The organism is Brevundimonas diminuta 3F5N (assembly GCF_900163625.1).
GTDB classification, from domain to species: Bacteria; Pseudomonadota; Alphaproteobacteria; order Caulobacterales; family Caulobacteraceae; genus Brevundimonas; species Brevundimonas diminuta_A.
This window is the reverse complement of the sequence record NZ_FUIE01000045.1, coordinates 1-19,609: the sequence shown is the minus strand read 5'-3', so window position 1 is coordinate 19,609 and position 19,609 is coordinate 1. Positions and strand designations below refer to the sequence as shown.

The 19,609-nt window shown below is 68.2% G+C and carries 20 protein-coding genes; 11 read left to right on the top strand and 9 right to left on the bottom strand.

From position 1 onward, the window contains the following. Positions 1-37 precede the first annotated feature (37 nt). Positions 38-925 carry a sulfite exporter TauE/SafE family protein gene (locus FM111_RS08605; RefSeq protein ID WP_087140552.1) on the top strand — a complete coding sequence of 296 codons (888 nt, stop codon included), beginning with the start codon at positions 38-40 and terminating at the stop codon, positions 923-925. A gap of 10 nt (positions 926-935) precedes the next feature. Here the strand turns inward: FM111_RS08605 and FM111_RS08600 are convergent, their stop codons facing one another. From FM111_RS08600 to FM111_RS08560, 9 genes are all read right to left on the bottom strand, one after another. Beyond that, positions 936-1,622, bottom strand: a complete 687-nt coding sequence (locus FM111_RS08600) for a GntR family transcriptional regulator (protein WP_087140551.1) — start codon at positions 1,620-1,622, stop codon at positions 936-938. An 83-nt stretch (positions 1,623-1,705) separates the two neighbouring features. Then, on the bottom strand, positions 1,706-2,704 hold the full coding sequence (locus FM111_RS08595; protein WP_087140550.1) for a 4-hydroxyproline epimerase: 999 nt from the start codon (positions 2,702-2,704) through the stop codon (positions 1,706-1,708). A gap of 12 nt (positions 2,705-2,716) precedes the next feature. Further along, positions 2,717-3,646, bottom strand: a complete 930-nt coding sequence (locus FM111_RS08590; RefSeq protein ID WP_087140549.1) for a dihydrodipicolinate synthase family protein — start codon at positions 3,644-3,646, stop codon at positions 2,717-2,719. Between the two features lie 73 nt (positions 3,647-3,719). Beyond that, positions 3,720-5,159: an aldehyde dehydrogenase family protein gene (locus FM111_RS08585; RefSeq protein WP_087140548.1), complete on the bottom strand. Its 1,440-nt coding sequence runs from the start codon at positions 5,157-5,159 to the stop codon at positions 3,720-3,722. A 49-nt stretch (positions 5,160-5,208) separates the two neighbouring features. Next, a complete protein-coding gene (locus FM111_RS08580) occupies positions 5,209-6,237 on the bottom strand; it encodes an Ldh family oxidoreductase (RefSeq protein WP_087140547.1) in 1,029 nt (342 codons plus the stop codon). 276 nt (positions 6,238-6,513) lie between these two features. Then, positions 6,514-7,272 (bottom strand): DUF6683 family protein, encoded by a 759-nt coding sequence (locus FM111_RS08575; protein WP_087140546.1) that lies wholly within the window; start codon positions 7,270-7,272, stop codon positions 6,514-6,516. Between the two features lie 97 nt (positions 7,273-7,369). Next, the gene (locus FM111_RS08570; protein ID WP_087140545.1) at positions 7,370-8,032 is read right to left on the bottom strand and encodes a hypothetical protein; all 663 of its coding nucleotides are present in this window, start codon (positions 8,030-8,032) and stop codon (positions 7,370-7,372) included. An 88-nt stretch (positions 8,033-8,120) separates the two neighbouring features. Then, positions 8,121-8,519, bottom strand: a complete 399-nt coding sequence (locus FM111_RS08565; protein ID WP_087140544.1) for a flagellar biosynthetic protein FliO — start codon at positions 8,517-8,519, stop codon at positions 8,121-8,123. Continuing rightward, the gene (locus FM111_RS08560) at positions 8,516-9,727 is read right to left on the bottom strand and encodes an EscU/YscU/HrcU family type III secretion system export apparatus switch protein (protein WP_087140543.1); all 1,212 of its coding nucleotides are present in this window, start codon (positions 9,725-9,727) and stop codon (positions 8,516-8,518) included. Before FM111_RS08560 ends, FM111_RS08565 begins: the two co-directional genes overlap by 4 nt. 491 nt (positions 9,728-10,218) lie before the next feature. Here FM111_RS08560 and FM111_RS08555 point away from each other — a divergent pair, with 491 nt between their 5' ends. The 10 genes from FM111_RS08555 to FM111_RS08510 all read left to right on the top strand — a co-directional run. Then, positions 10,219-10,713: a lytic transglycosylase domain-containing protein gene (locus FM111_RS08555; protein ID WP_179205059.1), complete on the top strand. Its 495-nt coding sequence runs from the start codon at positions 10,219-10,221 to the stop codon at positions 10,711-10,713. Positions 10,714-10,766: 53 nt separating this feature from the next. After that, on the top strand, positions 10,767-12,791 hold the full coding sequence (locus FM111_RS08550) for a flagellar biosynthesis protein FlhA (RefSeq protein ID WP_087140541.1): 2,025 nt from the start codon (positions 10,767-10,769) through the stop codon (positions 12,789-12,791). Positions 12,792-12,806: 15 nt separating this feature from the next. After that, complete coding sequence (gene sctC / locus FM111_RS08545) at positions 12,807-14,726, top strand: type III secretion system outer membrane ring subunit SctC (RefSeq protein WP_087140540.1); 1,920 nt, start codon at positions 12,807-12,809, stop codon at positions 14,724-14,726. Between the two features lie 6 nt (positions 14,727-14,732). Further along, complete coding sequence (locus tag FM111_RS08540) at positions 14,733-15,890, top strand: SctD/MshK family protein (RefSeq protein ID WP_087140539.1); 1,158 nt, start codon at positions 14,733-14,735, stop codon at positions 15,888-15,890. A gap of 24 nt (positions 15,891-15,914) precedes the next feature. Beyond that, complete coding sequence (locus tag FM111_RS08535; RefSeq protein ID WP_112999251.1) at positions 15,915-16,223, top strand: hypothetical protein; 309 nt, start codon at positions 15,915-15,917, stop codon at positions 16,221-16,223. A 26-nt stretch (positions 16,224-16,249) separates the two neighbouring features. Next, positions 16,250-16,648 (top strand): hypothetical protein, encoded by a 399-nt coding sequence (locus tag FM111_RS08530; RefSeq protein ID WP_087140538.1) that lies wholly within the window; start codon positions 16,250-16,252, stop codon positions 16,646-16,648. A gap of 11 nt (positions 16,649-16,659) precedes the next feature. Beyond that, positions 16,660-17,382 (top strand): type III secretion system inner membrane ring lipoprotein SctJ, encoded by a 723-nt coding sequence (gene sctJ / locus FM111_RS08525; protein ID WP_087140537.1) that lies wholly within the window; start codon positions 16,660-16,662, stop codon positions 17,380-17,382. After that, on the top strand, positions 17,379-17,915 hold the full coding sequence (locus FM111_RS08520; protein WP_087140536.1) for a hypothetical protein: 537 nt from the start codon (positions 17,379-17,381) through the stop codon (positions 17,913-17,915). Before sctJ ends, FM111_RS08520 begins: the two co-directional genes overlap by 4 nt. After that, positions 17,912-18,523 carry a FliH/SctL family protein gene (locus FM111_RS08515; protein ID WP_087140535.1) on the top strand — a complete coding sequence of 204 codons (612 nt, stop codon included), beginning with the start codon at positions 17,912-17,914 and terminating at the stop codon, positions 18,521-18,523. Before FM111_RS08520 ends, FM111_RS08515 begins: the two co-directional genes overlap by 4 nt. Further along, positions 18,520-19,609, top strand: a 1,090-nt coding sequence (locus tag FM111_RS08510) for a FliI/YscN family ATPase (protein WP_087140534.1), incomplete at its 3' end; no start/stop codon positions are given. The genes FM111_RS08515 and FM111_RS08510, both read left to right, overlap by 4 nt.

The window sequence follows — 19,609 nt, the reverse complement described above, 5'->3', positions numbered from 1 at the left end:
GTCCGGCAAGAGCGGCGAGACCTCGGGGGAGGGAAACATGATCGTAGCCGTTCTATTGACGGTGCTGGCGCTGCTGGCCGCCTATTACGCCGTGCAACTGGTCCGCACGGCCAGGGCGCGCGGTGAGCTCAGACCCAAGGCCGAGGGCGTGGCCATCGGTGCCGTCGCCAACTTCTTCGACGCCCTGGGCATAGGGTCATTTGCGCCGACGACGGCCTGGCTGCGGTTCCGCAAGCTGGTCCCCGACAGCTTCCTGCCCGCCGTGCTGAACGCGGGTCACTGCCTGCCGACAGTGATGCAGGGCCTGGTCTTCATGAAGCTGATCCAGGTCGATCCGGTGCTGTTGATCGCCTGTATCGGCGCCTCGATCCTGGGCGCGGTGATCGGCGCGCCCATCGTGCTGCGCCTGCCTGTGCGGGCGGTGCAGACGGTGGTCGGCGCGGCCCTGCTGATCGCCGCCGCCCTCTACGCCATGACCAATCTGAACCTGATGCCCGCTGGCGGCGAGGCGGTGTCTCTGGAGGGAAATCTGTTCATCGTCGCCGTGCTGGCGCATCTGGTCATGGGCGCGCTGATGAGCTTCGGCATCGGCCTCTATGCGCCGTCCCTGATCATGCTCAGCCTGATGGGCATGAACCCGACGGCGGCCTTTCCCATCATGATGGGCGCCTGCGCCTTCCTGATGCCGGTATCGAGCCTGCGCTTCATCCGAAGCGAGCGCATCGACCTGCGCCTGGTGCTGGGCATGGCGATCGGCGGGATACCGGCCGTGCTGCTGGCCGCCTTCGTCATCACCTCCCTGCCGCTGACGGTGCTGCGCTGGGGCGTGGTGGTCGTGGTCCTCTACGCCGCCGCCAGCCTGCTGACGACCGCGTTCAAATCGACGCAGCCCGCCGCCGCACCTGCAGACGTCAAGGAAACCTGAGCTTCTTCGCTCAGGAGGCCTTGCGCCCGGCGGCTTCGGCCGCCTCCAGCTCGAACTCCTCGCGCAGGTCGCGCAGGGTGTGTTCCAGGTGCGCGTTCGCCAGGCGACGCACGGCGTCGGCGTCCCGGTCCAGCCATGCCTGCAGGATCTCGCGGTGCTCGGCCTCGGCCGTCACGTGACGGCCCTTGTGCTCCAGGTGCTTGCGGACGTAGCGGTCCGCCATGACGTGCAGGCGGGCGGTGATCTCGGCCGTCAGCACCCGCTGGCCCGGCTGAACCAGGGCCATGTGGAAGGCGCGATTCAACGGCCCGACGCTGGGCAGGCGGGCCGCAGCCGCCGCGTCCAGTTCGGCCAGCACGCGCTGAGCCGTGGCGCGCTGAGACTCGTCAGCAATGAGGCAGGCCTGGGCCGCCGCTTCCGGCTCCAGCTTCAGGCGCAGTTCATAGATTTCCTCAGCCTCGGCCGCACTCATGCCGCGCACAAAGAAGCCCCGGTTGGCGTGCGACACCACCAGGCCGTCCTGCTCCAGCCGCACCAGGGCCTCGCGCAGGGGAATCTTGGAGACGTTCAGATCAGCCGCCAGCGCGTCCTGCCGGATCGGCACCTCAGGCGCGATCGCACCGGACAGGATCATGTCGCGCACCACCTCCATCAGGCGGTCGGACAGCGTACGGACTTCAAGCGGGGCTGCGGCCATGCGGTTCATCAAATGGAAAAGGCTGGGCCGGTCGCCCGGCCCAGCCATAACTCGCAATGTCCGCAATTACGATGTGGAATACGTCACACCACCTGGAAGCCGGCCCAGAAGGGATCGCGTCGATCCACCCAGATGGTGTTGAAGCCCGTGGCGATCGCCGAGCCTTCGATCGAGGGCACGATCGCCTTGTGGCCGCCAACCGTCGCCTCGTCCTCGACCCGGCCGATAAAGCGGCTGCCGATATAGCTTTCGTGGACGAAGGCGTCGCCGACCTTCAACCGCCCCTTGGCGTGCAGATGGGCCAGCCGCGCCGAGGTGCCGGTGCCGCACGGACTGCGGTCGATAGCCTTGTCGCCATAGAAGACGGCGTTGCGGCCGTCGGCGCCCTGCCCCTTCGACCTGTCGGCCCACAGGACGTGGCTGACGCCGTTGATCGAGGGCTCGTCCGGGTGGACCGGATGGAAGGCCGCCCGCACCCGCTCGCGCACCAGGCCGCTCAGTTCGATGATGCGGCTGGCGCCCAGATCATCCAATCCGGTGTAGGCGCCCTGCGGCTCGACGATGGCGTAGTAGTTGCCGCCGTAGGAGACATCGACGCTCAGCGGACCGAGGCCCGGCACGTCAATCTCAATCCCCTCCGCCGCCAGATAGGCCGGGACGTTGCGGATGCGCACCGAGGTCACGCTGTCGCCCTCAGTCTCATAGGCGATGTCGAGAACGCCCGCCGGAACCTCGACCTTCAGCCGCCCCGGCGTGCGTGGCCGGATCAGGCCGTGCTCGATGCCGAAGGTGATCATGCCGATGGTCCCGTGGCCGCACATGGGCAGGCAGCCGCTGGTCTCGATAAACAATATGCCCGCGTCCGCGTCCGGCAGGGTCGGCGGATACAGGAAGCCGCCGCTCATCATGTCGTGGCCGCGAGGCTCGAAGCACAATGAGGTGCGGATCCAGTCATAGCGGCTGAGGAAATCCAGCCGCCGCTCGGCCATGCTGGCCCCTGACAACAGGGGCGCGCCGCCGGCGACCAGGCGAACCGGGTTGCCGGCGGTATGACCGTCAATGCAGAAGAAGACGTCGCGCATTCAGTTTCCCGATCAGACGATCTTCACGGCCTTGCCCGAGCCGATCGGGCGCGTTTCCGCCGCCTTCTCGACCATGGCGATGACCTCGGCCCGACGGGCGCCCGCCAGCGGCATGCGCGGCATACGAACCCGCTCGCTGCCCCGGCCCATGATCATTTCAGACAGCTTGATCGACTGAACCAGATCCGAAACCGAATCCAGGTGCAGCAGGGGCATGAACCAGCGATAGATCTCCAGCGCGCGGGCGATGTCGCCGTCCTTGACCGCCTTGACCAGGGCGACCGACTCTTCAGGGAAGGCGTTGGTCAGGCCCGAGACCCAGCCCTTGGCGCCCAGGATCAGGCCTTCCAGCGCCACATCGTCCAGGCCGACCATGACCGAATAGCGGTCGCCCAGTTCGTTGAAGATGTCGGTGATGCGCCGCGAATCCGGGGCGCTTTCCTTCAGGGCCACGATGTTCGGCACGTCCGACAGACGACGCAGGTCGTCGTTGTTCAGCGTCTGCCGATACATCAGCGGGTTGTTGTAGAGCATGTTGGGCAGGCCGCTGGCCGCCGCCACGGCGCGGAAGTGCGCCTCCAGCTCCGCCTGCGTCGGCACATAGACCATGGCGGGCAGCACCATCAGGGCGTCGATGCCGATATTCTCGGCGTCCTTGGCGTAGCGTTCGGCCCGCGCCGTGGTCAGTTCGCTGACCCCGGTGATGATCGGCACGCGGCCGTCGGCGACTTCAACCGCCGCCTTCAGCACGGCGCGCTTCTCTTCCGGCTCCAGCGAGTTGTTCTCGCCGACCGTGCCCATGACGATGATGCCGTCGACGCCGTCCTTGATCAGACCGTCCAGCACCTTCTGGGTGGCGTCCAGGTCGACCGCCAGCGCCTCATCGAATTGCGTGGTCGCCGCCGGGATCACCCCAGTCCAGTCCAACTTCGCCCCAGCCATACGCTACTCCTCCTAAAGCAGATTTATTTTCGTATACGATATCTGATCTGGAGTTAAGTCAAGCGAAGTTCGCCTATCCGGCGCTGTAACTGGTCTTGGTCAGGGTGAAGAAATCGGCCGCCGCAAAGCCCTGCTCGCGCGGGCCGTAGGACGAGGCCTTCGTGCCGCCGAACGGCACATGATAATCGACCCCCGCGGTGGCCAGATTGACCATGGTCATGCCCGCCTTGGCGCGGCGCTGGAAATCACGCGCGTGCTTCAGCGACTGGGTGACGATGCCCGCCGACAGGCCGAACTCGACGCCATTGGCGACGGCCAGCGCCTCTTCATAATCCTTGACCCGGATGGTCGAGGCGACCGGACCGAACACCTCTTCATTGTTGATGCGCATGGCCGGATCGGTGTCGACGATCAGGGTCGGTTCGACATACCAGCCGGGCGCCTCGCGGTTCAGACGACCGCCGCCGGTGGCGACGCGCCCGCCCTCGGACGCAGCGATGTCGATGTAGCGATAGGAGGTCTCACGCTGGGCCTCGCTGACGGCCGGGCCGACCTGCGTATTGGGATCCAGCGCATTGCCGACGCGCAGGGCGGCGACCTTTTCGGCCAGAACCGCCACGAAGCGGTCGTGGATGCCATCCTGCACGATCAGGCGGCTGGAAGCCGTGCAACGCTGCCCCGTGGCGAAGAAGCTGCCGTCCAGCGCGATGTTCACCGCCCGCTCCAGATCGGCATCGTCCAGCACGATCAGCGGGTTCTTGCCGCCCATTTCCAGTTGCACCCGCGCCTGACGCGCCGCGGCCCCGGCGACGACGCCCGCGCCGACCCCTTGCGAGCCGGTGAAGCTGACGCCCGCCACATCCTTGTGGTCGACGATGGCCTGCCCCACCCGGCCGCCGCCGATGACCAGGTTCAGCACGCCCTTGGGCAGCCCCGCCTCATGCAGGATGGCCACCAGGGCCTCGGCCGTCGCAGGCGTATGGCTGGCGGGCTTGATCACCACCGTATTGCCGAAGGCCAGCGCCGGCGCCGCCTTCCACGCCGGAATGGCGATGGGGAAGTTCCACGGCGTGATCAGTCCGAACACGCCGACCGGCTGGCGATAGGTCTGGATTTCGACGCCAGGCCGGGTCGAGGCCAGGTTCTGGCCGTGCAGGCGCAGGGCCTCGCCGGCGAAGAACTTCAGGATGCGGGCGGCGCGCGCCGTCTCGCCGACGCCCTCGGCCAGGGTCTTGCCCTCTTCGCGCGACAGCAGGCGGCCGACCGCCTCGCGCCGCTCCATCAGCAGCGTCCCGGCCCGGTCCAGCACGTCCGAGCGCACCTCGGGCGAGGCGCCCGCCCAGCCGTCGAACGCCGCCGAGGCCGCCGCCACCGCCTCATCGACCTCGGCCGCGCCGCCCTCGGGCGTCAACGCCACGACCTCGCGCGTGTCGGACGGGTTCAGGCTCTCGACCGTTCCGGCCCCCCGGCGCTCGCCGTTGATCCAGTGGCTCAGTTCGATGGTCGCGGTCATAGCGTGTCTTTCGTCCGTGCGTCGGTATCGTCAGAAGATAGGAAAGAAGTCAGAAGCCCAGGGCCTGAATCTGATCATAAAGCACCTTGGGCGTGCGCACCCCATGCTTCAGACTGCGCGTCCGCGCTTCATAGCGCCGCTGCGACGGCAGACGCGCGCCCTGATCGGCGAAGGCCGCGAACAGGGCCTCAGCCCGCGCGGCGTTCGCCTCGACGTCGCCGCCCCCCATGATGGCCGGATCAAAGGCCAGGATCAGCTCGCCATGCATGGGCGCCGCTTTGGCGCCGTCGTCAAAGGCCATCGACTCGCGGCTGGTCAGATCGCCGATCAACGGCCCCGCCATCAGCTCGATCATCGTCGACAGGGCCGAGCCTTTATGTCCGCCGAAGGTCAGCATGGCCCCGTCCAGCGCCGCCCGCGCATTCGTCGTCGGCTGCCCTTCGGCGTCCACGCCCCACCCCTCGGGGATCGGCTTTCCAGCGATGTCGTGCAGCGCCATGTCTCCGCGCGCGATCGCGCTGGTGGCGAAGTCGAAGACATAAGGATACGGCCCCGGACGCGGCCAGCCGAAGGCGATCGGATTGGTGCCCAACAGCCCCTTGTTACCGCCCGCCGGCGCCACCCATGAATGGCTGGGCGTCATGGCCAGCGCGGCCACGCCCATTTCCGTCAACTGCTCAATCTCGGGCCACAGGGCGGAGAAATGGAAGCAGTTGTTGATGACCAGCGCCGCCACACCGACCGCCTTGGCCTTCTGCGCCAACAGCGGCGCCGCGCGCTCGAACGCCAGCAGAGAATAGGCATGACGCGCATCGGCCCGCACCAGAGCGGGCGACGCATCCTCGATCACCGGCTCCGCATCCAGCGACAGCTTGCCCGAGCGGATCGTCATGACGCAGCCCGGCAGCCGGTAAAGCCCATGCGAGGCGCACTCGTCCCGCTCGCCCGCCGTGATGACGCGGGCCACCGCCTCGGCGTGCGCGACCGACAGCCCCGCCCCCGTCAGCACCCGCCGCGACAGGGCGAACACCTCGTCAATCGACAGGGCGACCGTCTCCTGGGCCTCAAACACGCTCACACCGCTCTCCCGACCTTGAATCGTATACGATGTTGCCGGGATGCGCGAGAAACATCAAGGCCGATCAGTTCAGATCAGCTTCATCGCTCCACATCGTCGACCGACGCCTAGGAGAGTTCGCTCATGTTATTGTCGACCTCGCCGCCGCCTCATGGCCCAAAGCGCCAAAGCGGTCAGACCGGCGCCCGCCCCCGCGGCGCCGAAAACCAGCGCGCCCATAGGCGTCGCCGGCGGTTCAGTTGAAGGATTGGCCTCCGGGCTCTCGCCCTGCCCCTTTCAAGAAGCGGCTGTGAACCCGCTGCCGCCCAAACGCAATTGGCGCAGATCCACGTTCATCTCATTGCGAAACCGCGTCGTCGCCGCGCTCTGCAAACGACGCTGCATCGTCGCGTCATTGTCCCGCATGGCGTCTTCATAGGCGACGCTCTGAACGATGAAATTCAGGATCAGGACTTCAGCCATTTCCTGCTTCTGGGCGTTGTTTAGGCCGCTGAAGGTCGGGTTGCCGCCCATAATGTTTCGAACCTGAGCCTGCACGCCCTGAACCTGAGACCTGCTCACGGTTCGCACGTCGTTGGCGATCTGCCAGTTCAGCATCCAGTAGGCGGTCATGGCGTCCGCAACGTCGCCGCGACGCAGGCCGTATTGTGCGACGTGCCGCCCCCAACGGGCGAAGAAGTCCTGCTGATCCATCGCCGCCGCAATCCCCGGGCCGTCCCCGCCCGTCGAACTCACGAAGTCCGCGAACTGGCGCTTGACGCGCTGCGTGACCGCTGGCGACGACTGATAGGTCGTGCGGCCGGACGCGGCGGCGCGACGTTCCGATGCCGCCGCGCCCGCAGCGACCCCGCCTCGCGACGAGGGGCGTGCATCAGACGACGACTCCATCATGTTGTCGCGCATGGCGGCGTGCATCTGGTTCATCGCGTCCGCCGTCGCGAAGCCCTGGAAGGCGTAGTCCTGAGCCTGAGTCTGAGACGCACAGAGCAGAACCGCTGCGACCGCTCCCGCCAGAAACACCTGCTTGCCGCTCATCTCCGCCTCTCCATCACTCTGAAAAACGCTCATTCCTCAAAAGCACAACGGCGGGCGAAAGTTTCGCCCGCCGTCCCACAAATCAGCCTTTTCGGCCTTAGCCCTGCTTGCGAGCCAGGGTCGAAGCGGATTCGCCGATCGACTTCAGGGCGTTGTTCAGGGCCTGGGACACGAAGTCCAACTCCTTGCCGACAGCCGTCATTTCGGCGGACAGGCTGCCCATCTTGGGCTTCTTCTTCTGGCTTTCGGCGTCGATCTTCTCGCCGATCTCGGCCATGCGCTCCATCTTGGCGTCCAGGACGCTGCCCAGAGCCAGGGCCAGACGCAGCATGAAGCTCTTGCCGTTCAGACCGCCGGGAACGGCGTTGCCTTCTTCATCGCGGCCGCCGGTGCGGGCCTTCTCCAGGGTCTTGTCGACCAGATCCTGAACGATGTCGTTCATCTGACGCTCGATGCCGCCGGCCTCGAAGGCGCCGCCGCCGGTGGCCTGAGCCAGACCGGCTGCAGATTCGCCGATGCTCTGGAAGGCGCCGCCCGTATTGCCCGTCGCCGCCGCGAAAGCGCCGATCGACAGATCGATCACCGACTGCGGCAGACCCAGAGCCTGACCGACCTGCTGCAGAACCTGCTGGCCGATGGACGACACGACCTGAGTCAGAGCCGCCTGGACCAGCGCCGAGGTGCCGCCGGTCGCAACCGCCAGGGCCGCCTGGCTGATGAGGCTGCCGATGTTGAAGCCGCCGCCGCCGATGCCGAACATGATCTTTCTCCGAATAAGTGTGCGTTTCCGGTTCGCCGGCCAGGCGCCTCGCCCGAAAACCCGACGACCTCACGAAACCACCCGTCCCCTATCCTCGGTAGTCAGGCCGTTCCCCAGCTAGGGACTTCCCTAGCCAGCGGCGCAGGCGCGGCGGAACACGGGAGGCGACAGCCGCCGTCTGGGCCCGCGCGGCTTCGGCGCGGGCGGCGTCCTCGGCGATTTCCTCCGCCGTGCGAGCGCGCCGGTCCAGGACGCTGATCCCGCCCGCCGTTACGCCCAGCAGCAGCACCTCGTCGCGCCAGACCACCACCGTCGCCCGCTCGCGCGTTCCCAGCGGCAGCGAGCGGATGAAGCGGATCTCATCGCCGCTGGGCGCGCCGCTCTGGACCTTCTTCAACATGCGGATCGAGAAGAAGGCCAAACCCAGCACCAGGGCCAGGGCGACCAGAACGGTCAGGAAGTCCATCAGCAAGGCGAACGGCGTCATCGGGTCTCCGAGGCGGAAGCCACGCCGTCGTCCGGCATGGCGGGAAAGAGGGGGGCGCAGCGGGCGGAAGCGGATTCGGACTCGGCGTCGTCGCCCTGCCCTTCGCCTTCGTCCGTCAGGTCGACTGGGCTGAGCGCCTCGCCGCGCGCCGCTTCGTCGCGCAGGCGCCGCGCCGTCAGGATCACTTCGGCGACGGCGGCGAACATGTCTTCGGGCACCACAGCCTCGACCGGCACCTGTTCGTGCAGGGCGCGGGCCAGGGGAACGTTGCGGATGATCGGCACCCCTTCGCGCTCGGCCATGCCGCGCATGGCGCGGGCGATCAGGCCGTCGCCCTTGCCTGCCACCACGGGCACGACATGTTCGCCGGGATCATAGGCCAGGGACACGGCGATGTGGGTCGGGTTGACCACCAGGGCGGCGGCGCCACGCACCGATCCGACGGCGCTGGACTGCGCCCACTCCTGAGCCAGCTCACGGCGCCGCGCCTTGACCGTAGGGTCGCCCTCCATGTCCTTGGCTTCCTGGCGGATGTCGCGTCGGCTCATCCGCAGCCGCTTCATGAAGCTGAAGCGCTGATAGGCCGAATCCAGGATCGCGACGAAGACGAACACCACCAGCGTCCAGCCCAGCAGATGAAATCCCGCTGCGCCGAACGCGCCCAGCACCTCGCCCGGCTGGGCGGCGGGCAGACGCAGGATGCGGTCGAACTGACCGAACAGGATCAGCCCCGCCAGCCCCAGCAGCAGAGCCGTCTTCACCAGCGACTTGGCCACCTCGAACAGGTTGTCGGTGTTGAACATCCGCTTCAGCCCCTCGCCGGGGTTCAGATGATCCAGCTTGGGCGTCATCTTTTCGAGGGTGAAGACCGGCCCCGTCTGCAAAAACTCCATCAGCGACGCGAACAGGGCCACCGGCAGCAGCAACAGCGCCGTCAGATAGACGAACCGCCGCGCCGCCGACCAGGCGACCTGTTCGAAGGCGTCGCCGAACGGCTGATCCATCACGCGGAATACGTCGTCGAACAGAGCGGCGAAGTTCTCGAACACCGCCCCCGCCAGCATCAGGCCGACCAGCAGCCAGGCCAGCAGCACGGCCGTGGAGCCGACGTCCTTGCTCTTGGCGACATCACCTTTCTTGCGCGCGTCCTGAAGCCGTTTCGGTGTCGGCCGTTCTGTCTTGTCGCCGCCGTCGTTCTTCTCCGCCACGCGCGCTCCGCCTCATCGAACAGGTATGAAAAACATCAGAAACAAGCTTTGCCGAATACAGAAACGGCACAGCTTATGGTCAAGCTTATTCCTTATCCGCACCCTGACCACTTCAGAATAAAAACAAGCTAGGATTAACCCTACTGGCAGAAATTTTCATTCCCGATCTCGTTGACAACATTCATGAGCAATAATATCGCTGTCACACAAGATCGAAATTCACATAGCTTCGGGCGAAATGCGAAGTGAGACAATTTTGCTCGGTAACAAGCACAGTAATACTTATAATTACTGCATGGAATCATTCCGCAATTGCGGAAGACTGTAGCGCTACCTCGTCGCAGCTGGTCGCTTCAGCGGCTTCCGTCAGCCAGTTTTCCCTGGCGCTGGGAAGCGGAGCGCTCGGATCAGGGCCTTGTTCGACACACGCCCAGCGAGAGGCGCGGGCGGCCCAGCAACTACTGATCTACGACAATGAGTCGCCGACCGAGGTGATCGGTTCCTCGGAAACCGTTGTTTTTTACAGGTCGGGAAGTTTCACGGCCGACGCGGGACCGCATCGCAGCAGGCCGCCGCACGGCGATCTGATCACAGCAGCGGCGCGCGAACACGACATCGACCCCGCCCTGTTGCAGGCGATCATCAGCGTGGAATCCGCCGACAATCCCAACGCCCGATCACCCGTCGGCGCGCGCGGTCTGATGCAGGTGATGCCCGCCACCGGCCGCCGTTTCGGCGTCGCCGACGAGATGCGGCTGCACGAGCCGGAGACCAACATCCGCGCCGCCTCGCGCTACCTGAAAACCCTGCAGGGCATGTTCGGCAACGACCTGCGCCTGGTGCTGGCCGCCTACAACGCCGGCGAAGGCGCCGTGCAGCGTTACGGCCGCAATATCCCGCCCTACCGCGAGACCCAGGACTACGTCCGCAAGGTCATGGCTCGCTACGACCAGCTCCTCACCGCCCGCCGTTCCTCCTTCCGATAGTTCTCACCGATCTCCCGTTCGGCCTGATCCGCCGGCAGCCTCAAAGCGCGTCCATGTCCTTCGCCAGCCCGCTGAAACTGCTGAGTCTGCGCCACAACGGCGGAGGAGTCGGCCGCTACTCGGACCTGTTCCTGGTGGCGGGCGTGGCGGCGATCATCGCCATGATGATCATGCCCCTGCCGTCGCTGGCGATCGACGCCCTGGTGGCCATCAACATCAGCGCGGGCGTGGTGATGCTGCTGGTGTCGATCTACATCGCCTCGATCGTCGACATCTCGGTCTTCCCTAGCCTGCTGCTGATCACGACCCTGTTCCGGCTGGCCCTGTCGATCGCGACGACGCGGATGATCCTGCTGGAAGGCCACGCCGGGGCGATCATCAACACCTTCGGCAACATGGTGGCGGGCGGCAATCTGGTCGTCGGCCTGGTGGTCTTCCTGATCATCACCGTCGTGCAGTTCATCGTCATCGCCAAGGGCGCCGAGCGCGTGGCCGAGGTCGCCGCCCGCTTCAGCCTGGACGCCATGCCGGGCAAGCAGCTGTCGATCGATTCCGACCTGCGCTCGGGCCTGATCGACAAGGACGAGGCCAAGCGCCGTCGCCGCCTGCTCGAGATGGAGAGCAAGCTGAACGGCAATCTCGACGGCGCGATGAAGTTCGTGAAGGGCGACGCCATCGCCGGGATCATCATCGTGGTGATCAACCTGCTGGGCGGCCTGGCCGTGGGCATGTTGCAGAACGGCATGGATTTCGGCGCGGCGGTCCAGAAATACTCCATCCTGACCATCGGCGACGGCATGGTGATGCAGATCCCGGCCCTGCTGGCGGCCATGTCGGCGGGTCTGCTGGTGACGCGCGGCGGCGATTCCGAGACCGACGCCCACCTGGGCGCCTCGATGCACCGTCAGCTGTCGGCCCAGCCCAAGGTCTTCCTGGTCGCGGGCGGCATGTGCTGGCTGCTGGCCCTGGTGCCCGGCTTTCCGACCATTGTGTTCCTGCTGCTGGGCGCGGCGGCCATGACCGCCTCCATCATGATCGAGCCGCGCTGGCGCAAGTCCGCCGGGCGCAAGATGAGGGCTCTGACCGGCCGCTCGTCCGCAGAGACCGAAGGGCCGATCGCCTCGACCCAGACACGGCCGACCGAAGGCGCCGCCATGACGCCTCTGCTGCTGGAGATCGACGGCCGCGCCCTGCGTGCGACCGATCCCGAGCGACTGACCGCCGTCCTGGAGACCCTGCTGGACGAGTTCGAAGCCTCGCTGGGCGTGGCCCTGCCGCGCGTGACGGTGCGCTACGGCCCGGCTGAGGCGGCGGACCGCTGGCGGCTGATGGCGTTCGAGGCGCCCTTGGGCGCGGGCGATCCCGGCCCGGTCGAGGACGCTCTGGATGCGACCCTGGCCGGGGTGCGCGGACTGCTGCGCCGCAACGCGGGGATGTTCATCGGCATTCAGGAAGCTTCGATCCTGCTGAACCGCGCGGGCGAGAGCTATCCCGAAGTGGTCAAGGAGGTCGCCCGCGCCCTGCCCCTGGCCCGCATCGCCGAGATCATGCGCCGCCTGGCCGAGGAAGAGGTGCCGCTGCGCAACCTGCGCGACATCCTGGAATCCCTGGCCGACGCCGGTCAGCGCGAGAAGGATCCTCTGGCCCTGACCGAGTTCGCCCGCGTGGCCCTGCGTCGCCAGATCAGCCACCGCTACGCCCCTGACGGCGTGCTGAAGGCCGCCGTGCTGGAGCCCGCGCTGGAAAAGCACCTGCGCGAATCCATCCGCGTCGGCGGCGCCGGTCAGCAACTGGCGCTGGAGCCGGACATGGCCCGCCAGATCATCGAGGCGGTGCAGAAGACCGTGCGCGACACGGACGCCGACGCCGTGCTGGCCGCCATCGACCTGCGCCGTCACATCCGCAAGCTGGTCGAGCCCGAGTTGTTCGATACGCCCGCCCTGTCGTTCCACGAGCTGCTGCCCAGCCTGAAGCTCGAGATCGTCGGTCGGGTCGCCCTGCCTGACGTCGATGCGCCCGCCGCCGCGACGCCGACCGCCCCTTCCGCTCCCCCCGCCTCCACGGCCGCTGCGGCCTGAAACGACGGACCCTGCATGACGATCAAGACGCCGACCGCCCGCAAGAGCTTCAAGACCGCCCTCCTGGCCATGGCCTCCCTGGCCACGCTGCTCGGACTGTCCGCGCCCGCTGCGGCGGGCGACCCGCCGATCGGCAACCAGACCCTGCAGATCGCCCCGCGCGAACAGCCGGTGGGTCAGTTCCTGCAAAGCTTCTTCGGCCAGCTAGGCATGCCGGTGATCATCAGCCCCAATCTGCGCGGCACGGTGAACGGCGCCTTCAGCGGTCCGGCCTCGACCATCTTCAGCCAGGTGGCGGACGCCTTCGATCTGGTGGCCTATTACGACGGGGGGGCGGTCTACATCTATCAGACCTCCGAGCTGACCAGCCAGTCGATCCCCGCCTCGCCGCAGATGCTGCGCCGCGTGCGCGCCACGGCCCAGGAAATGGGCCTGCTGGACAGCCGCAACACCCTGCAGCCCGCCGGACAGATGCTGGTCGCCAACGGCACCCGCCGCTTCATCCAGCAGATCGACGAGATCGCCCGCGCCGGCCCCGGCGCCCGCGCCGAAGCCGCCCAGCCGACCTATGAATACCGCGTCTTCACCCTGCGCTACGCCTGGGCTGACGACGTGACCTTCGAGACGGCCCAGAGCGAAGTCACCATTCCAGGCGTCGCCTCCATCCTGCGCGCCATGGTCAGCAACGACCCGAACGGCGCCGTCGCTCGCCGCATCGAGACGCGCCGCTCGCCGCGCGTCGGCGGCCTGCGCGGTCAGGGTCTGGCCTCGCAAGGCGCGGCGCAAAATGGCCTGATGGACGCCAGCTACGCCGAAGGCGGTTTCACTCCGACGCCGGACACGCTCGGTCTGGCGCTGGCCGACGAACAGATGGCGGGCGGCGCGCCGGTCCAGCATGCGCGCATCCAGGCCGACACGCGGCTGAACGCCGTCATCGTGCGCGACACGGCCGAGCGCATGGGGGCCTATGAGGCGCTGATCGCCGCCCTGGACAAGGAGCCGCAGCTTCTCGAAATCCAGGCCACCATCATCGACATCGACACCACCCGCGCCCGCCAGCTGGGCATCACCTGGCGCTTTGACGACGGACGCGGCGGGGTGTTGTTCGGCGACGGCACCCGCAACGACGACCGCCTGCGCCGGGGTCAGGACATCACCCCGCGCAACAACGGATTGGCCATCTCGACCATCATCGGCAACGGCGACTACTTCGTTTCGCGCATCACGGCGATGGAGGACGAGGGCGTCGCCCGCATCGTCTCGCGGCCGCAGATCGTCACCCTGTCGAACGTCCAGGCCCTGTTCGAGAACACCCGCAGCTTCTACGTCGGCCTGGAGGGCGAGCGAGACGTCGACCTCTACAACGTCACCGCCGGGACCACGCTGAAGGTCACGCCCCACGTCCTGCGCGACCAGAACCAGACCCGCATCCGGATGCAGATCCAGATCGAGGACGGATCCCTGACCGACGCCGACGTCGATGATATTCCGGTCGTGCAGCGCGCGGCCCTGAACACCCAGGCCATGATCCTTGAAGGCCAGAGCCTGCTGCTGGGCGGCATGGTGGTGCAGCAGGACGTCAACGCCGTGACCAAGGTGCCGGTGCTGGGCGATATCCCGGCGCTGGGCCTGCTGTTCCGGCGCTCGGAACGGTCAACCGGACGGATCGAGCGCCTGTTCCTGATCACCCCGCGCCTGGCGTCCATCGGCGAGGAGACGCCCGCGCCGCGCCTGGACTTCGGCGCCGACCCCGGCTCGCCGGAAGCCCAGCCCCTGCCCGCCGCCCCGGCCCTGCCCAAGGGCGGGCCACGCATGGGCTTCAACCAGGGCTCGGCGCCGAACGATCCCCTGCCCGCCCCGGCCGCCACGCCGGTCGTCGCCGTGCGTGAAGCGCCGCCGCCCGGTTTCACCCCCTATGAACCGGCCAAGGACTGATCCGCCATGCCCGCCGACGCCGTCGCCGCACCCGAGATCGAAAGCCTGGTCCTTCGCGTCATGGCCGGGCGCGTGCGCGGCGCCTCGGCGCCGTTGGAACGGGGCCGCGTCATCGCCGTGGGCCATGACCTGGACGCCGACATCGTGCTGCGCGACGCCAGCGCCGAGGGGGTGCGGCTGACGCTGAAGGCGCGGGCGGACGCCGCCGACCTGGACCTGACGTCCGGGTCCGTGACCTTGCTGGGGCATGAGCTGACCGCCCCGGCCCAGGCCATCCTGCCCCTCTATCTGCCGCTGCTGATCGGCGACAACGCCGTCGCCATCGGCGAGGCCGAAAGCCCGCGCTGGAGCGAAGCCGAACGCATCCTGGCCGCCGCCCGCCCCTTGCCGGATGATGACGGTGATGAGGACGCAGACTCGGTCAACGACGGCCGCAACTGGCAATACCTGCTGAACAACACCAACGCCCTGGTGTCGCGCTCGGCCAAGTTCGTTCCGATTTTGCTGATCGCCGTCGTCACCATCTCGGCCCTGTTCGCTATCAGCTCAGGCGTCCCCGCCTGGCCCAAGTCGCAGCCCAAGCCCGCCAAGGTCCAGGCCGTCCTGTCAGAGGAAGGCTTCGACAAGCTGGTCGTCACCAAGACTGAAGCCGGCGACCTGCGCATCGAGGGGATGCTGGCCTCGGACGCCGAACGCGTGCGTCTGCAACGCATCCTGGCCGCCCGCGAATGGCGACCCCGCCTGGAGCTTCAGACCCACGACGGCATCGCCCGTCAGGTCGAGGAGCTCTACCTCGCAAACGGGGTGAAGGCGGCCGCGCGCTCGGTCGGCGCGGGCATGGTGCGCCTGGACGTCACCGGCAGCGACCCCGACGAGGCCGCCCGCCTGGAGCGGCTGGCCATGGGCGAGATCAAGGGCCTGAGCCGCATCGACGTCAGCATGTTGCCCGGCGCCGACGAGGGCGGCCGCTTCGAAGACATTCAGCAGGGCGGCGGCAAGCGGGTGGTGTCGGTGATCGGCGGCGAGCGCGGCCACGTCACCACCGCCGACGGCGCCCGCTACTTCCCCGGCGCCGTCCTGCCCACCGGCCACCGCATCGTCTCGATCGAGGACACCCGCGTCCTGGTCGAGCGCAACGGCTCCCGTTCCGAACTCAACTTCTAACCCCAGCCCAAAAGGAGAATACTCATGTCATCCCAAAGTCTGAACGGCCTCGGCATGCTGGCCGTCTCGCCCGGCCTGAACAGCGAACGCGACAAGGCTCGTCCCGGCTCATGGTTCGAGGCCATGGCCCATTCCTGGGGCCAGACCCTGGACGCCCAGGCCGGCCGCATCGTCGAACTGTCCGAACAGATCGGGCCGGGCGGCGAGGACAAGCCCTCGACCATGGCCATGCTGACCGCCGAGTCGATGCGCATGAACTTCATGGCCAACTCCTCCTCCACCTCGACCGACTCCGTCGGCAAGGCGCTGGAGACCATGGCTCGCAAGAACTGAGCCCTTCATTTCAACAGGAGGGGCTCATGTCCTTCGAAGCTTCGGCCGCCGCAGCGGTCATGCCGCCCGAGATGCTGCAACCCCAGACGCAGCAGATCGACGTCGGTTACAACGCCACCCTCAGCCAGGCGGTGCAGTTTCAGAACCTGCTGCACGTCACGCCCCTGTCAGCCCCGGCGGCCCCGACCGAGCCCAACGGCGTCATGAAGACCATGATGGGCGCCCTGGAACAGGTGAACGGCCAGGCTTCGGACCTCGCCGCCCTGGCCCAGGCCGCCGAGGGCAAGGCCGGCGGCATGACGCCGGGCGAGATGGTCATGATGACCGTCCGCGCGCACGAGTTCATGTTCAACTGCCAGCTCACCTCCAACATGGCCAACCGCACCTCGGACGGCCTGCAGCAGCTGTTCCGGCAACAGTCCTGAGGGAGGCGGTCATGCGAATCCGATCGCTCGCCGCCCTCGCGGGCGCGGCCCTCCTGCTCGCCGCCTGCGGCCAGCAGGAGCTTTACGGCGGCCTGACGGAACGCGACGCCAATGAAATGGTCGCCGTGCTCAAGGCTCAGGGGCTGGACGCCTCCAAGACCCGCGACGGCGACAACTGGGTGCTGAAGGCGGACCGCGGCGACTTCTCCCGCGCGGTCGCCCTGCTGCATGATCGCGGCTATCCGCGCCAGAACTTCGCCAGCATGGGCGAGGTCTTCCAGAAGGAAGGCTTCGTCTCCTCGCCGATGGAGCAGCGCATGCGCATGATGTACGCGCTGCAGCAGGAGTTGGGTCAGACCATCTCCTCCATCGATGGGGTGGTGCAGGCGCGCGTCCATATCGCCGTGCCGGAAAGCGACCCGCTGGCGCAGGAGAAGCCGCCCTCCTCCGCTTCGGTCTTCATCAAGCACCGGCCCGACTACGACATCTCGGCCCAGACCGGCTCGATCAAGGCCCTGGTGGTCAACTCGATCGAGGGGCTGCCCTACGACAAAGTCACGGTCGTCGCCTTCCCGGCGTCCGAAGTCCTGACCCAGCCGCAGGCGCCGGCCGTCACCCAGCTCAGCCTGCCGCTGGGCGTTCTGATCCTGGGCGCGGCGGGGCTGGGCATCTACGGCCTCTATCGGCGGCCCAAACCGCGCGCCAAGGCAGACGTCAAGCGAGGCGAGGCTTGACGTCGGGCGCCGCCAGGACCGAACGCGCCGCCCTGTGGCGCCGGGCCCGCGCCCTGGACGGCGCGGATGATGCTGCGCGTTCGCCGCGCGCTCGTGCCTTGGCGCACCGCCTGACGCCGCCGCGCGCGCCGATGGACTACGCCGCCATCCTCAAGGCGCCCGCCTGGTCCGCCCTGCCCCTGAACGAGCGCCGCCGTCTGGCCGCGACCTGCGGCGCCGTGCTGCTGGCCGAACGGCTGGCGGCCAGCATCGACGGACGGATGCTCGGCGTCGTCGGGCGCAGCATCGGCGAAGACGCGCTGGACGCCGTTCTGGCACTGCCCCCTGCCCAGCGGCTCGAGACGCCGCCGGTCAGCGCGCTGGACGCCGACGCGCTGGAAGGTCTGGGCACCGCCGCCCTGCTGGCCGGTCTGACGGGCGAGACGGCCCGACGGCTGGCTGACGGCCTGGCCCCGTCCCTGCTGCGCCTCGACGCAGACCAGGCCCAGGCCGCGCGCCGTCAGGCCCTGACAATCTGCGGGGTCGCCGCATGAGCTTTCACCTGATCGCCGCCGCGCCCGACGCGGCCCTGCTGACCGACCGCCCCGTTATTCGCCGCGAGGAGCGCGCCGTCGTCGAGACGGCCCTCGACCTTCTGGCCCAGGCCCAGACGCGGCTGGCCGAAGTCGAAGCCCATCGCGCTTCTGAGGGCGAAGCGGGCCGCGCCGACGGCTACGCCGCCGGCTATGAGGCCGGGCTGACCGCCGCCGCCCGCGACGTCGCCGAACGCGCCGCCCGTCTGCACCGCGAGATGGAGGCCGAACGCGAGCGTCTGCGCGAGACCGCCGGACGCCTCGCGCTGGACGTGGTGCGCCGCATCGCCGCCGAACTGGCGCCCGAGGCCGTGCTGGCGGCCCTGGCCGAGCGCGCGGTGAAGGACGTCCTGCCCGAGGCGCCGGTCGTGGTTCACGTCGCGCCCGACGGCGTCGGCGCCGTCTCGACCCGGCTGTGGCCCATCGGCGCGGCGATCGAGGTGCGGCCCGACGACGCCCTGGCCCCCGGCGACTGCGTCATCGAAACCGCAGCCGGACGCAGCCACGCCGGGCTTGAAGTCCAGCTCGCCGCCCTGGAGCGCGCCTTTGAGCGAGGGCGCGCCGCATGAGCAACGACGCCGTCGAACTGCGCCTGCACGACGCCCTGCGCCGCGCCCGCACCCTGGACCGGCGCGGGCGGGTGGTTCAGGCTTTCGGCACCACGGTGCGCGCCACCGGGCTGAACGCCCGCATCGGCCAGCAGGTCGAGATCCGCGATCCCGCCGGCGGCCCCGTGGTCAAGGCCGAGGTCGTGGGCCTGAGCGACGGCGCGGCCATACTGACGCCCCTGACCAGCCTGAACGGCCTCGGCCCCGAAGCCGAGGTCATCGCCGCCGACGACCGGACCGAAGTCCCCAGCGGCCCCGGCCTGCTGGGCCGGGTCATCGACGCCTTCGGCCGCCCGCTGGACGGCCTCGGCCCCATCGCGGGGCCGGTCGCCATGCGCGACGTCTATGCCGACGCGCCCAATCCGCTGGCCCGGCCGCCGATCAGCGCCCTGTTCCCGACCGGCGTGCGCGCGGTCGATACGCTGCTGAGCGTCGGCGTGGGGCAAAGGGTCGGCGTCTTCGCCATGGCCGGCGGCGGCAAGTCGACCCTGATGGGAATGTTCGCCCGCCACTGCGCCGCCGACGTCAACGTTATCGCCCTGATCGGCGAGCGCGGGCGCGAGGTGCGCGAGTTTCTCGACGACAGCCTGGGGCCGGAAGGTCTGGCCCGCTCGGTCGTGGTGGTCGCCACCTCCGACCGCCCGGCGATGGAGCGCGTCCGCGCCGCCCACGCCGCCACCGCCATCGCCGAAGGCTTCCGCGCCCAGGGCCTGCGCGTCATGCTGCAGATGGACTCCGTCACCCGCTTCGCCCGCGCGCTGCGCGAGATCGGCCTGTCGGTCGGCGAACCGGCCGTGCGGCGCGGCTTTCCGCCGTCGGTCTTCGCCGAACTTCCTCGACTGTTCGAACGGGCGGGCGCGATCGAGGGCGGCTCCATCACCGCCTTCTACACCGTGCTGATCGAGGACGAGGAAGGCGGCGACCCCATCGGCGAGGAGGTCCGTTCCATCCTGGACGGCCACGTCTATCTGTCGCGCAAGCTGGCGCAGGCGAACCACTATCCGGCCATCGATCCGCTGACGAGCCTGAGCCGCGTCTTCCCGCGCG

Coding starts and splice junctions, on each gene's coding strand:
- FM111_RS08605 (WP_087140552.1), top strand. CDS start 38: ATGATCGTAGCCGTTCTATTGACGGTGCTGGCGCTGCTGGCCGCCTAT.
- FM111_RS08600 (WP_087140551.1), bottom strand. CDS start 1,622: ATGGCCGCAGCCCCGCTTGAAGTCCGTACGCTGTCCGACCGCCTGATG.
- FM111_RS08595 (WP_087140550.1), bottom strand. CDS start 2,704: ATGCGCGACGTCTTCTTCTGCATTGACGGTCATACCGCCGGCAACCCG.
- FM111_RS08590 (WP_087140549.1), bottom strand. CDS start 3,646: ATGGCTGGGGCGAAGTTGGACTGGACTGGGGTGATCCCGGCGGCGACC.
- FM111_RS08585 (WP_087140548.1), bottom strand. CDS start 5,159: ATGACCGCGACCATCGAACTGAGCCACTGGATCAACGGCGAGCGCCGG.
- FM111_RS08575 (WP_087140546.1), bottom strand. CDS start 7,272: ATGAGCGGCAAGCAGGTGTTTCTGGCGGGAGCGGTCGCAGCGGTTCTG.
- FM111_RS08570 (WP_087140545.1), bottom strand. CDS start 8,032: ATGTTCGGCATCGGCGGCGGCGGCTTCAACATCGGCAGCCTCATCAGC.
- FM111_RS08565 (WP_087140544.1), bottom strand. CDS start 8,519: ATGACGCCGTTCGCCTTGCTGATGGACTTCCTGACCGTTCTGGTCGCC.
- FM111_RS08550 (WP_087140541.1), top strand. CDS start 10,767: ATGTCCTTCGCCAGCCCGCTGAAACTGCTGAGTCTGCGCCACAACGGC.
- sctC (WP_087140540.1), top strand. CDS start 12,807: ATGACGATCAAGACGCCGACCGCCCGCAAGAGCTTCAAGACCGCCCTC.
- FM111_RS08540 (WP_087140539.1), top strand. CDS start 14,733: ATGCCCGCCGACGCCGTCGCCGCACCCGAGATCGAAAGCCTGGTCCTT.
- FM111_RS08535 (WP_112999251.1), top strand. CDS start 15,915: ATGTCATCCCAAAGTCTGAACGGCCTCGGCATGCTGGCCGTCTCGCCC.
- FM111_RS08530 (WP_087140538.1), top strand. CDS start 16,250: ATGTCCTTCGAAGCTTCGGCCGCCGCAGCGGTCATGCCGCCCGAGATG.
- sctJ (WP_087140537.1), top strand. CDS start 16,660: ATGCGAATCCGATCGCTCGCCGCCCTCGCGGGCGCGGCCCTCCTGCTC.
- FM111_RS08515 (WP_087140535.1), top strand. CDS start 17,912: ATGAGCTTTCACCTGATCGCCGCCGCGCCCGACGCGGCCCTGCTGACC.